At 40.6% G+C, this 14,184-nt stretch carries 8 protein-coding genes and 1 pseudogene; all 9 read left to right on the forward strand.

The window, feature by feature from the left end; all coding sequences use genetic code 11:
- Positions 1–3: 3 nt before the first annotated feature.
- The 9 genes and pseudogenes from hscA (at position 4) to rlmN (ending at position 14,136) form a co-directional block, all read left to right on the forward strand.
- Positions 4–1,854 (forward strand): Fe-S protein assembly chaperone HscA, encoded by a 1,851-nt coding sequence (gene hscA, locus ACYUCW_RS04855; RefSeq protein WP_004243843.1) that lies wholly within the window; start codon positions 4–6, stop codon positions 1,852–1,854.
- 2 nt (positions 1,855–1,856) lie between these two features.
- Positions 1,857–2,192, forward strand: a complete 336-nt coding sequence (gene fdx, locus ACYUCW_RS04860; protein WP_460408246.1) for an ISC system 2Fe-2S type ferredoxin — start codon at positions 1,857–1,859, stop codon at positions 2,190–2,192.
- A gap of 15 nt (positions 2,193–2,207) precedes the next feature.
- The gene (gene iscX, locus ACYUCW_RS04865; protein WP_004243841.1) at positions 2,208–2,402 is read left to right on the forward strand and encodes a Fe-S cluster assembly protein IscX; all 195 of its coding nucleotides are present in this window, start codon (positions 2,208–2,210) and stop codon (positions 2,400–2,402) included.
- A gap of 280 nt (positions 2,403–2,682) precedes the next feature.
- The gene (gene pepB / locus ACYUCW_RS04870; protein WP_004243837.1) at positions 2,683–3,978 is read left to right on the forward strand and encodes an aminopeptidase PepB; all 1,296 of its coding nucleotides are present in this window, start codon (positions 2,683–2,685) and stop codon (positions 3,976–3,978) included.
- A 27-nt stretch (positions 3,979–4,005) separates the two neighbouring features.
- Positions 4,006–4,431 carry an enhanced serine sensitivity protein SseB C-terminal domain-containing protein gene (locus tag ACYUCW_RS04875; RefSeq protein ID WP_004248435.1) on the forward strand — a complete coding sequence of 142 codons (426 nt, stop codon included), beginning with the start codon at positions 4,006–4,008 and terminating at the stop codon, positions 4,429–4,431.
- Between the two features lie 267 nt (positions 4,432–4,698).
- Positions 4,699–9,783, forward strand: a pseudogene (locus ACYUCW_RS04880) (alpha-2-macroglobulin family protein).
- A 48-nt stretch (positions 9,784–9,831) separates the two neighbouring features.
- Positions 9,832–12,153 carry a peptidoglycan glycosyltransferase PbpC gene (gene pbpC / locus ACYUCW_RS04885; RefSeq protein WP_017827096.1) on the forward strand — a complete coding sequence of 774 codons (2,322 nt, stop codon included), beginning with the start codon at positions 9,832–9,834 and terminating at the stop codon, positions 12,151–12,153.
- Between the two features lie 234 nt (positions 12,154–12,387).
- Positions 12,388–12,813, forward strand: a complete 426-nt coding sequence (gene ndk / locus ACYUCW_RS04890) for a nucleoside-diphosphate kinase (RefSeq protein ID WP_004243827.1) — start codon at positions 12,388–12,390, stop codon at positions 12,811–12,813.
- 141 nt (positions 12,814–12,954) lie between these two features.
- Entirely contained in the window at positions 12,955–14,136 is a 1,182-nt protein-coding gene (rlmN, locus tag ACYUCW_RS04895; RefSeq protein WP_163748141.1) for a dual-specificity RNA methyltransferase RlmN, read from the forward strand.
- Positions 14,137–14,184: the final 48 nt, after the last annotated feature.

Below are 14,184 nucleotides of genomic sequence, written 5' to 3' on the forward strand. Positions count from 1 at the left end.
GTTATGTCATTATTACAAATTAGCGAGCCAGGACAAACACCTGCGCCACATCAGCGTCGATTAGCTGCGGGTATTGACTTAGGAACAACACACTCACTTGTTGCCACTGTACGTAGTGGGCAAGCTGAAGCGCTTTCTGATAGTGAAGGTCGCTATTTATTGCCATCTGTTGTGCAGTATCAAGTTGATAATATTAATGTTGGCTGGCAGGCGAAACAAGAAGCCGAAAAAGATCCCGCCAATACTATCAGCTCAATAAAACGAATGCTGGGGCGCTCGCTAAATGATATAACCAGTCGTTATCCTAACCTCCCTTACCATTTTCATGACAATGATAGTGGACTGCCATTAATTAAAACACCTGCTGGCATTGTCGATCCTATTCAAGTTTCTGCGGATATTTTAAAAGCCTTAGCAGAGCGTGCAATACAATCATTAGGTGGTGAACTTGATGGTGTGGTTGTCACTGTACCTGCTTATTTTGATGATGCACAGCGTCAAGGCACTAAAGAAGCAGCACGTCGTGCAGGTTTACATGTATTACGTTTATTAAATGAACCTACTGCTGCCGCGATTGCTTATGGATTAGATTCCGGAAAAGAAGGCACTATTGTCGTTTACGACTTAGGGGGCGGAACTTTTGATATCTCTGTCTTACGTTTAACTAAAGGGGTGTTTGAAGTCTTAGCAACTGGTGGTGATACTGCGTTAGGCGGTGATGACTTTGATATGATGTTAGCCGACTGGATCAGAGAGCGTGCGGGATTTGGCTATCAAAATGATGTTATTTTACAACGTCAATTACTTGATATTGCCTCAGAAACTAAAATCGCTTTAAGTGATAATGATGTGGCTGATATCAATATCAATGGTTGGAAAGGGGAAATTACCCGCGCTGAATTTGAATCATTAATTCAACCTTTAGTTAAACGTACGTTGTTATCCGTTCGTCGAGCATTAAAAGATGCTGATGTTGACGTGGATGAGGTGCTCGAAGTGGTTATGGTGGGCGGATCAACACGCGTGCCACTGGTGCGCCAAATGGTAGGCGATTATTTTAAACGTGAACCATTAACTTCGATTGACCCTGATAAAGTTGTCGCTATTGGTGCCTCTATTCAAGCAGATATTCTGGTGGGTAATAAACCTGATAGCGAAATGCTCTTGTTGGATGTTATTCCGCTTTCATTAGGTTTAGAAACCATGGGCGGGCTGGTTGAAAAAGTGATCCCACGAAATACCACTATCCCTGTTGCGAGAGCACAAGAATTTACCACTTTTAAAGATGGTCAAACTGCCATGAGTGTTCATGTGGTACAGGGTGAACGTGAAATGGTGAGTGATTGTCGCTCATTAGCCCGTTTTACTTTGCGGGGCATTCCACCAATGGCGGCGGGGGGAGCACATATACGTGTTACCTTCCAAGTGGATGCTGATGGTTTATTAAGCGTTAGTGCGATGGAAAAATCCACTGGTGTTGAAGCCTCAGTACAGGTAAAACCTTCTTATGGTCTTAGTGATACAGAAATCGCTAATATGATCCAATCTTCAATGGAAAATGCCAAAGAAGATTTACAAGCTCGTCGTCTTGCCGAGCAAAAAGTCGAAGCCGCTCGCGTGTTAGAAAGTTTAACCGCAGCATTACAAGAAGATGCTCATCTCTTAACTGAAGATGAGAAAACGGCTATCGATAATGTTGTAGATACTTTAATAGAAAGCGTTGAGGGAACAGATCCTGTTGCCATTGAAAACGCCATTAAACAACTGGATAAGCAAACTCAGGAATTTGCTGCGCGTCGTATGGATACTTCCATTCGTCAAGCGTTGGCAGGTCATTCTGTGGATGAGATATAACTATGCCTAAAATTGTATTTTTACCCCATAGCACACTTTGCCCGGAAGGTGCTGTTGTTGATGCCACTGAAGGTGAGTCTATTCTTGATGTTGCATTACGTAATGGCATTGAGATTGAACATGCGTGTGAAATGTCGTGTGCGTGTACCACTTGTCACTGTATCGTTCGTGAAGGTTTTGACTCTCTTGGTGAAAGTACAGAGCTGGAAGACGATATGTTAGATAAAGCGTGGGGATTAGAGCCAGAAAGTCGTTTAAGTTGCCAAGCGAAGGTAACTGATGAAGATTTAGTCGTTGAAATACCTAAATATTCTATCAACCATGCGAGAGAACACTGATTTTAGGAGTTTAAAATGAAATGGAGTGATACACGTGAAATAGGGGAAGCGCTTTATGATCTCTACCCCGATACAGATCCAAAAACCGTTCGTTTTACCGATATGCATCAGTGGATTTGCCAATTAGACGATTTTGATGATGATCCACAAAAATCGAATGAAAAAATTCTTGAAGCAATTTTATTAGTTTGGCTTGATGAATTTGAATAATCGAGTAAATGATTAATGCGAAAGACTGGTTAATTGCCAGTCTTTTTGTTTTTATTGCTCAGTATGATTTAACCTTAAAAGAGGAATAAATACCTCAAAAGACTGAGTAACCAGCGTTTGTTTATGGGATATTGCTCGTAAAGTAACATGCAATTAGCTAAAAGGCTTTAATGAGAATGGTGGTGACTGATTTTTTGCAGTAAATTGATCACGCTAAAAGGTAAATATCTGGTAGTCTGAATAGGTTAACTGCCATCAGTAATAATAAGTGAGATAATAAATGAATAAACAAATTATGCCTATCATGCTGTCTAATGAACCTGCAGCAGCATGTTGGGGAGAAAAAGCACTAATTAGCACTAACGAAACTGGCATGACCGTTCACTTAACGGAAGAAAACCGCTTAGGGGCCATTCAGCGTGGTGGACGCAAAATTGATGGTCAAGGTATTCGTAATGTTGCTCTAGTTGGTGACGGCTGGGATTTAGAACGTAGTTGGGCGTTTTGGTTAGGTTTTAGAGCACCTAAAGGCGCACGTTCAATCGAATGGCCACAATTAAGTGAAGCGGACAAAAAAGAATTAGAGTCGCGTATCCGCATTGTTGATTGGGTGCGTGACACAATAAATACCCCAGCAGAAGAGTTAGGGCCAGAACAACTGGCACAGCGTACTGTTGATCTGTTTTGTGGTTTAGATAAAGAAGATATCAGCTATAAAATCACCAAAGGGGCTGATCTCCGAGATCAGAACTATGCGGGAATTTATACTGTAGGTCGAGGCTCTTCACGTGATCCCGTCTATTTAGCATTAGATTTTAATCCAACTAAAGATGCCGAAGCCCCTATCTTTGCCTGCCTTGTTGGTAAAGGGATCACCTTTGATTCAGGCGGATATAGCATCAAACCTTCTTCTTCCATGAATTCTATGAAAGCGGATATGGGCGGTGCTGCAACCTTAGCTGGTGCTTTGGCTTTAGCTATTACACGAGGTTTAAATAAACGCGTAAAACTATTGCTATGTATTGCTGATAATATGGTTAGCGGTAATGCCTTTAAGTTAGGAGACATTATCCGTTATCGTAATGGTAAATCCGTTGAAATCATGAATACGGATGCAGAAGGTCGTTTAGTTTTAGCAGATGGTTTAATTGATGCTAGCAACTTTGCCCCTGAATTGATTATCGATGCGGCAACATTGACAGGTGCAGCTAAAGTGGCCGTAGGTAATGATTATCACTCTGTATTAAGTTTTGATGATAAATTAGCGAATGAATTATTAGCAAGTGCAGATCAAGAAAATGAACTGTTCTGGCGCTTACCATTAGCTGATTTCCATCGTAGCCAGTTACCATCAAGTTTTGCTGATCTCAACAATATTGCCGCACCTTCACATACCGCAGGCGCAAGTACAGCAGCCGCTTTCCTTTCTCACTTTGTGAAAGATTATAAAAAAGGCTGGGTACATATCGACTGTTCAGCAACTTACAGAAAATCATCTGTAGAGCAATGGGCTGCTGGGGCAACAGGATATGGTGTTCGTTCTATCGCTAATTTATTATTAACAAAAGCAAAATAATAAACATTATGTGATTTGGAGTTTGTAATGGATGTATCTGAACAATTTGAAGTACAAGAAATTGTTGCTGTTGAAGGTTCTTCTCTACAACTGAGTGTGCTTGAGCCACAGCCTGAAAAATTAACACAAGCATTGAGCGAATTTTTTGGTCAACATAAGCCTATTCGTCGTGCATTTATTGTTAATGCTTTGGAGCAAGGTGATGATGAGTCATTTTATTTGATTGGGCTAGAAATCACTGGAGAAGAAAATATTATTGCTCAGATACTCCCACAAGCTGCTGAAGCCGCTTTTGAGCATCTAGAAGAAGGACAATCTCTGGATTTCTGTTTTGTGAATAAAGATGAGCAAGGTGTAAGTCATTTTATGACTCACCATGTAACCCCTTTTTATCAACGCAAATTAGGGGGCTTTCTTCGTAAGGGTATTCCAATCGTTAATTTGAATACCTAACCTAATTTTTTGCTGTTTAGGCGATATCTCATCAGATATCGCTTTTTTTTACCCTATAATAAGAAAATGATTAAAATAGCAAATGGTTTGCATTTATATGTAACTCTTTGTTTTACTATTATTTTGCTTAAAAACGCACAAACAAATAATTAGTAAAGCCTAAATAAGGCTGTAGTATTAGATAATTAATTTACTTAATACGTTGTATATTATTATAGCCTGCATAAAACATCATATAATTCAGGGGTTGAATTAAAGGAAATGGATATGAATCGAGATCAATTTAGACAGTACACGGAAAAAAGAGGGTACCGTTGGTGTACACTTGCAGTGGTACTGGCTTCAGCATTAGCTTTAACAGGCTGTGATGATAACAAAACAGAAGATGAGCAATCTTCGACGAGTGATAACTCACAACCAACACAAGTTGCGGAACAAAAAAGCACATCGCAACAAACGACAACACAACTTGGTGATAAAACCGCAGTTACAACCAAAACGAATAATCAAACTGCATTAACTAGCCAAGAAGTGCGCAATGAACTTGCTCGTCGTTATGCAGGTAAAGAGGTGACTGTACTAGATGCCTCTGAATTACAACGCGATGGCGCAAGTACTATGGTAGTGACTTTTTCAGTACCACTCGATCCTGATCAGAAATTTGATGATGTTATCCGTCTTGTTGATACTAAAAAAGGTAAATTAGAGGGGGCTTGGGAGCTATCTGATAATCTGATGGAGTTACGATTCCGCCATTTGCCACCTTCAACAGAGTTAAACCTGACTATTGATGCTCAAATTAAAGGAATTAACGAACGTAAATTAGTAGAGCCATTTAGCCAAAAATTTACTACAGAAGAGATTTTTCCATCGGTTGGCTTTACCAGTAAAGGCTCATTATTACCGTTAGAAGCAACGGAAGGTTTGCCAATTAGCGCATTAAATGTCGAACAAGTCGATGTTAACTTTTTTCGAGTTAAAGATGATCGGTTAACACAATTTTTAACTCAATGGGAAAGCCGCTCTAATATTAACTATTGGGAATCAGACGATTTTCTGTCACAAGCGGATTTGGTGTATAGCGGGCGCTTTGAACTTGATACAGAAAAAAACACCCGTGAAAATGTCTTATTACCACTCAAATCTATTGAAGCCCTGAAAAAAGAGGGCGTCTATATCGCTGTAATGCAGCAGGCAGGTAAATACTCCTATACCATGCCGGCAACGGTATTTACTTTTAGTGATATCGGTTTATCAGTACATAGCTACCTTAATACGCTAGATATTTTTACTCAATCCCTGAAAAATGGCGCAGCATTAGACAATATTGAAATTCGTCTTTTAGATGAAAAAGGTAATTTAATATCTAAAACAAAAACTGATAATCAAGGGCATGCCACATTAGAAAAGAGTGATAAAGCACGTTTATTACTCGCTATTCGTAATGGGCAAACCAGTATGATTGATTTGCGTAAACCAGCTCTTGATTTATCCGAGTTTGATATCGGCGGGCCACAAGGTTATAGCAAACAATTTTTTGTCTTTGGTCCACGCGATCTGTACCGCCCCGGCGAAACCTTAATCATTAATGGTTTATTGCGAGATGGTGATGGAAACCCGATTAAAGAGCAACCTGTTAAAGTTGACTTATTAAAAACGGATGGTCAGGTTTCCCGTAGTTTTGTTTGGCAACCTGAAAATGGTTTTTATCAGTTGAAACTGATGATCCCTGAAAATGAGAGTACAGGTATTCGGAAATTACGTTTTGATTTAGGCGATGGCACTCCACGCTTCTACCAATTCCAAGTTGAAGATTTTATGCCTGAGCGTATGGCATTAGAGATCACCGGTAAAAAAGGCATTTTACTCAGTGGTAATAATGCTTATTTTGATATTAAAGGTCGTTATCTTTATGGTGCACCGGCAGCAGATAATCGCTTGCAAGGGCAGGTTTTCTTAAAAGCTTCGCGAGAAGCAGTCAGTCAACTGCCGGGTTATGAATTTGGTGCCGTAAAAGATGAAAATTTAAGTCGTTTATTAGATGAATTTGAACTTACTCTTGATACGGATGGTGAAGGGGCATTAACGGTTGATAAAGACCGTTATGCTGAAGTGAAATCACCGATTAATATTATCTTACAAGCAAGCTTACTTGAAGCCGGAGGGCGTCCTGTTACTCGCCGTTATCAACAAGCGGTATGGCCAGCGACACATCTTGCGGGAATTCGCCCTGTTTTTGCTAAAAAAGAGGTGTATGACTACCGTAATGATAAATATAAATCAGGCTATAGTGTTGATGAAAACTCAATGGCGGAGTTTGAAATCGTTTATACCGATCAAGAGGGTAAAAAATTACCTGCTGATGACCTAAAAGTAAGATTTATTTACGAACGTTATGATTATTATTGGCGTTGGTCTAATTCAAATGGTTGGGAGTCTGGCTACAATCAAAAAGATCTGCAAATGGATGAGCAGACTATCAAAATAGCTAAAGATGGTACCGCAAAAGTGGCTTTCCCTGTTGAATGGGGCTCTTATCGTATAGAAGTGGTCGATCCTAAAACAGAACTTGTCAGTAGCTTACGTTTTTGGGCGGGCTATTCTTGGATGGATAATACTGGCGGAACCGGGGCGGTAAGACCTGATCAAGTTAAATTAAAATTAGATAAAGAGAGTTACTTACCGGGTGAAAAAGTCAAACTCAATATTGCAGCCCCTCATCCTGGCAAAGGTTATGTGTTATTAGAATCGAGTGATGGGCCACTATGGTGGCAAGAGGTTGATGTACCTGAAAAAGGGCTTGATGTTGAAGTACCTATTAATAAAGAGTGGGCAAGACACGATTTATATTTGACTTCGGTGGTGGTAAGACCGGGGGATACATCCAAACAAGCGACGGTAAAACGTGCAGTAGGTATTTTGCATTTACCACTACAAGATAACAATCGCCGTATAGATATTGCACTGGATGCACCTGAAAAAATTCGTCCAAATCAAGATCTAAAAATTCGGATTAAAGCTAAGCCCGTTGCAGGCCAGCCATTGCCGGAAAACATCAATGTATTAGTGTCTGCAGTTGATACAGGTGTCTTAAATATTACCGACTATAAAACGCCTGATCCGTACGAAGCTTTCTTTGGTCGTAAGCGTTATAGCGTTGATCAATACGATGTTTATGGTCAGTTAATTGAAGGTGAAGGGCGTTTAGCCAACCTACGTTTTGGTGGTGATGGAAGCGAAGAAAGCGCATTATCTCGTGGTGGTAAAAAACCATTAACAGATGTGCAAATCATTGCTCAACAAGCAACACCTGTAAAATTAAATGCACAAGGTGAAGGTGAGGTTTCTTTACCTATACCTGAGTTTAATGGTGAAGTCCGCCTTATGGCTCAAGCATGGACTGCCGATAAATTTGGTAGCCAAGAAGGTAAAGTTGTTGTTGCCGCGCCATTAGTTACTCAACTCTCATTACCACGCTTTATGGCTGGGGGAGATGATGCGTTACTGTCATTAGATTTAACTAACTTAACGGATGCACCACAATCTATTACGTTAAATTATACGGCATCAGGATTAGTTGATTTAGCGGGTGTCGATAGTAAAACCGTTTCATTATCGAAAGGTGAACGAACTCAAGTTCAAATCCCTATTACGGCAAAACATGGATTTGGCTAAGGAGAATTTTCCCTGTCTATTTATGGTATTAAAGTACCTAATGAAGAGATAAAACCTTATCAAAATACTTGGAAAATAGGTGTACGCCCTGCGTATCCTGCTGAGACAATACATTACGCCAATACATTAGCAGATGGTGAGTCTTGGCGCCTACCAAACGAAGCATTAAATCAATTTAATCGCTCAACGCTTGAGGGGGAATTATTACTTACCAGTCGCCCTCCGTTACAGGTAGCGCGTTATGTTAGAGAGTTATTTGCATATCCTTATGGATGTCTTGAGCAAACTGTTAGTGGATTATATCCATCCTTGTATTCAACAGAGAAAGAGTTGAAACAATTGGGGATCAAAACACAAACAGATATGCAAAGAAAAGAAGCCATAGAAAAAGGGATTGCTCATATCTTAACAATGCAAAAATCCGAAGGAGGATTTGCCTTGTGGGCTCAAGGTGGGCGTGAAGAGTTTTGGTTAACGGCGTATGCAACAGATTTCTTATTTAGAGCGTCTCAACAAGGTTACGAAGTTCCTACTGAGGCATTAAAACGGGCAAATGATCGTCTACTACGTTATTTACAAGATAAAAGCATTGTTAATGAAGAGTATGTGGTTAACCAAGATGCGGCTCGATTCTCAGCAAGAGCATATGCAGCTTTAGTTCTGGCTAATCAGCAAAAAGCCCCTTTGGGAGAATTGCGCCGTTTATATCTAGAACGTAATCAAGCGGGTAGTGGTTTAGCGCTTGTTCAGTTAGGTGTTGCTTTGAAATTGATGGGGGATAACTCTCGTGCTGAAAGCCTGATTGCTGAAGGTGTCACCATGCCACGTAAATATAATTACGGTTTAGGTGATTACGGCAGTACTATTCGTGACCAAGCGTTGATTATTGCGCTACTCAGTGAAAACAATTTGGAAACTCAAACTCGTGATGCCAGTGTTATTACATTATCTGATAACTTAACAGGGCGTGAATGGTTCTCTACACAGGAGAGTAACTCACTATACCTTGCTGGTCGTTTCTTTATTGATATGGCAGAGAAGCCTTGGGAAGTAACCATTAATCGTCAAGTGCCAGCAATGAGTAGTGATCGCGCAGTTAATGAAGCATTGACAGCAACACAATTGCAAGAAGGTTTAGAACTAAACAACCAAGGTGGTACAACCATTTACTCTCGAATGAATGTTGTCGGATATCCAAAAGTTGCCCCAGCGCCTTATAGCAATGTATTGAAGATCAATCGTAGTTATTACGATCTAAAAGGCAATCGAGTCGATCCTAATCGCTTACAAAGTGGTGAAATGCTGGTGGTAAAATTAGAGGTTTCAGCTAATAGAGATGTACCTGATGCCTTAGTGGTTGATCTATTACCTGCGGGGCTTGAAATTGAAAATCAAAACTTAGCATCAAGTAGCGCAAGCTTAAGCGATAGCGCTGCTGATTTGCAGGAGTTTATTGATGATATGGGACAAGCCAATATAAAACATCTTGAATATCGTGATGATCGTTTTGTTGCTGCAATAGCGGTTGATAAATATCGTCCTACGACATTACTTTACTTAGCAAGAGCGGTAACTCCGGGGAGTTATCAAGTACCGCCACCGCAAGTTGAGTCAATGTATGTGCCTTATTGGCGTGCCGTAGGGGCAACAAAAAATAAAATTGATGTTGTGCCTTAAGCTAGACAGCCCTTTCTTCGGAAAGGGCTTTTTCCTTTGAGTGATTGAATGAAACTAGGATATAAGCGGTTAATCGCCGCGAGCGTTATTTTTCTATTAGTAACACCATTATTGCTATGGATAGCAGATAAGATCTGGCCACTGCCAGATCCCGAGCCTCAAATCGCCACCATAGTAACGGCTGAAGATGGAACACCACTTTGGCGTTTTGCTGATAAAGAAGGAATATGGCGTTATCACGTTACCCTTTCTGATGTTTCCCCTGAATATTTGCAGGCGTTGATAGCTTATGAAGATCGCTGGTTTTATCAGCACCCCGGTGTTAACCCTATAGCTATTTTACGTGCCGCATGGCAAGACTTAAGCTCGGGAAAAATTGTTTCTGGAGGCAGTACGCTTTCAATGCAAGTTGCACGTTTGATTGACCCCCACTCACGGACTTTAGGGGGAAAATTAAAACAATTATGGCGGACATTACAGCTCGAATGGTATTACTCAAAAGATGAGATTTTAGAAATTTATCTTAACCGTGCACCTTTTGGTGGCACTTTAGAAGGGATTGGCGCTGCAAGTTGGGCCTATTTAGGTAAATCTCCCGCTGATTTATCAGCAGGTGAAGCAACATTAATGGCGGTATTACCTCAAGCACCCAGTCGTTTAAGGCCAGACCGGTATCCAGAGCGTGCTCAAGCTGCACGGGATAAAGTATTAGATAGATTAGCGGAATATCAAATTTGGCCCAAAGAGAAAGTGGCTGAAATAAAGCAAGAGCAAGTGCTACTTGCACCAAGACAAACGCCACAACTCGCGCCATTATTGGCTCGGCGTATGTATAACGAGCAAAAAGCGCCGGTGATCACAACCACGATTGATATTAATCTTCAACGACAACTAGAAGAGCTAGCCAAACAGTGGAAATATCAGCTAGCCGATAAAACTTCTCTGGCAATACTTGTGGTCGATCACACGGATATGAGTGTTAAAGGCTATGTTGGATCGGCAGACTTTAATGATAATCAACGCTTTGGGCATGTTGATATGATAAGTGCATGGCGTTCGCCGGGATCAACTTTAAAGCCTTTTATTTATGGTCTTGCTTTGGATGAAGGATTGATCCATGCAGAATCACTATTACAAGATGTTCCGCGCCGTTTTGAAGATTACCGTCCTGGTAATTTTGATACTGGATTTAACGGTGCCGTGAGTGCCAGTGAAGCCCTTAGTCGTTCATTAAATTTACCAGCCGTTCAATTAATAGAAGCTTATGGCGCAAAAAAATTTGCAGCTAAGTTGCGACATAATCACCTTGAAATGCGTTTTCCTTATGGCTCTGAACCTAATTTAGCGCTTATTTTAGGAGGAACAGCAACACGAATGGATCAATTAGTGGCGACTTTTAGTGCGTTTGCAAGGCATGGAAAGACCGCGCCGTTACGTTTTACGCCAGAGCAAACCATCAATGAACGTATGTTAATGTCACCCGGTGCTGCGTGGATCATTCGGCGAATTTTAGCGGGAGAGGCACGGCCTCGTCCTGATAGTGCTATTTCAGCGGTTGTTCCCTTGGCTTGGAAAACAGGAACAAGTTATGGTTATCGTGATGCATGGTCGATAGGCGTTAATGCGCGTTATACCATTGGTGTTTGGGTGGGGAGACCTGATGGCACACCTGTTGCGGGGCAGTTTGGATTTGCAACCGCTGTACCGATAATGAATCAAGTTAATAATTTATTGACGAGTTATTTTTATCAAAATAAACAGCGGCCTCCTGTTGATCCTAGGCCAAATAGTGTCTCAGCCGCAGCTATTTGTTGGCCAACGGGAAAAGCTTTGCCTAAAGAAGATAGTAACTGCCGAGTTAGTCGACGAAGCTGGATCCTTGATAATACTATTCCCCCAACACTATTGAATGAAAGCCAAGAGGGCATTTTAGGCATCAATGAAAAAGTATGGATAGATAAAGAAGGAAAACGTACAGGGCCTAATTGTCCTGGTGCTCAATTAAAGGATATTGCTTTATGGCCGATAGCATTAGATGCTTGGTTGCCTGAAAAAGAGCGTAGAGCAAAACGATTACCACCAATTTCATTAACATGTCCACCGATTAAAGAAGATATGATCCCATTGTATATCTCTGGGATAAGAAAAGGGGATTTATTGCGTCCATTGCCTGGTGAAACTCAGCTTGAAATAACGGTTTCTACACAAGGGGGAAGTGGTATGCAGTGGTGGTTTTTAAATGGTGAACAAATCGGTAAAACTGAAAATGGGGCAACGTTCTCTTATTTATTAGAAAAACGTGGCAAATACCAACTTTCGGTGCTTGACCTTAGCGGGCAAACGGATATGGTGAATTTCAGTTTTCGTTAAATAAGTGCAGAGTTTAATCAAATGAAGGCAAAAAATGTGATTAAATCGATAAATTATAACTTTTTTGCCACAGTTTTTTAAAAAAAGCGGGATTTCATCTGTGCAATTTATTGTTATCCCCCTATAATCAATCCCTTATTTTTGCAGGGGATACGGTTTTGAGCTGTTTTTCCATGATCTGCGATAAAAACAGGCAACATAAGTTGTTATTAATACAATATTTTGAGGTAATACATGGCTATTCAGCGCACTTTTTCTATTATCAAACCAAACGCAGTGAAAAAAAATGTTATTGGTGCAATCTATAACCGCTTTGAAAGTGCGGGTTTCAGCATCGTAGCAGCCAAAATGTTGCATTTAACTCGTGAACAAGCAGAAGGTTTTTATGAAGAGCATAAAGGCCGTCCTTTCTTTGATGGTTTAGTTGAGTTTATGACTTCTGGCCCTATCATGGTACAAGTATTAGAAGGCGAAAATGCTATCCAACGTCATCGTGACTTAATGGGTGCAACTAATCCTGATAACGCTTTAGCGGGTACTTTACGTGCTGATTACGCGGATAGCTTTACAGAAAATGCAGTGCATGGTTCAGATTCAGAAGCTTCAGCTGCGCGTGAAATTGCTTATTTCTTTACTGAAAACGAAATTTGCCCACGCTAATTTATTAGCATCTGTATACGAAAAAATGTACAATGCGACGCCCTGTTAATCTTTAATGGGGCGTCTTTTTATTAATTAATAAGTATCCCGTTAATAGATTTTATTAACGTAGGCCGCATAGTGTAACAACGAGGCAATGTCATGACCCAATCTACCACTCCAGCGCCAAGCGCTTCTGTCGCTGTTTCTAAAGAAAATACTGTGAATCAAAAAACAAAAATCAATCTGTTAGATTTAAATCGTAAACAGATGCGTGAGCTTTTTGTCTCTATGGGCGAAAAGCCTTTCCGCGCTGATCAAATCATGAAATGGATATACCATTATTGCTATGATGATTTTGATCAGATGACAGATATCAACAAAGTGCTGCGTGCGAAGTTAAAAGAGATTGCCGAAATCAAGGCACCTGAAGTGTCTGAAGAACAACGCTCTGCGGATGGCACTATTAAGTGGGCGATTAAAGTAGGCTCTCAACAAGTTGAAACAGTCTATATTCCTGAAGATGATCGTGCGACGTTATGTGTTTCGTCACAAGTGGGTTGCGCGTTAGAGTGTAAATTCTGTTCAACGGCACAACAAGGTTTTAACCGTAACCTTAAAGTTTCTGAAATTATCGGCCAAGTGTGGCGTGCTGCTAAAATTATTGGTGCTTTAAAAGAGACTGGCCGTCGTCCAATCACTAATGTTGTTATGATGGGAATGGGTGAACCATTACTTAACCTTAACAATGTTATTCCGGCTCTTGAAATTATGATGGATGACTTTGGCTTTGGGTTATCTAAACGTCGAGTCACTGTGTCTACATCCGGTGTCGTCCCTGCATTAGATAAATTAGCTGATGCGGTTGATGTTGCTTTAGCGATTTCATTACATGCACCAACAGATGATATTCGTGATGAAATTGTTCCTATTAACAAGAAATATAATATTGAAATGTTTCTTGATGGCGTGCGTCGTTATATTGCTAAATCTAATGCAAACCAAGGTCGAGTTACTGTTGAGTATGTCATGCTTGATCATATTAATGACAGCACTGAACAAGCACATCAATTAGCAGAGCGCTTAAAAGATACACCTTGTAAAATCAACTTAATTCCATGGAACCCGTTCCCAGGCGCACCTTATGGACGTAGTTCTAATAGTCGCATTGATCGTTTCTCTAAAGTGTTAATGGAGTATGGTTTCACCACTATTGTACGTAAAACTCGTGGTGATGATATTGACGCTGCCTGTGGTCAACTTGCTGGTGATGTGATTGACCGAACTAAGCGTACTCTGAAAAAACGTTTGCAAGGTGAACCAATTTCAGTAAAAGCAGTCTGATAGAGGTGGATAACTCTCGCTTTGTGCTGTGGTTTTAAAACAAAGTAG

The sequence above is a fragment of the Proteus sp. MB838 genome (assembly GCF_054767435.1).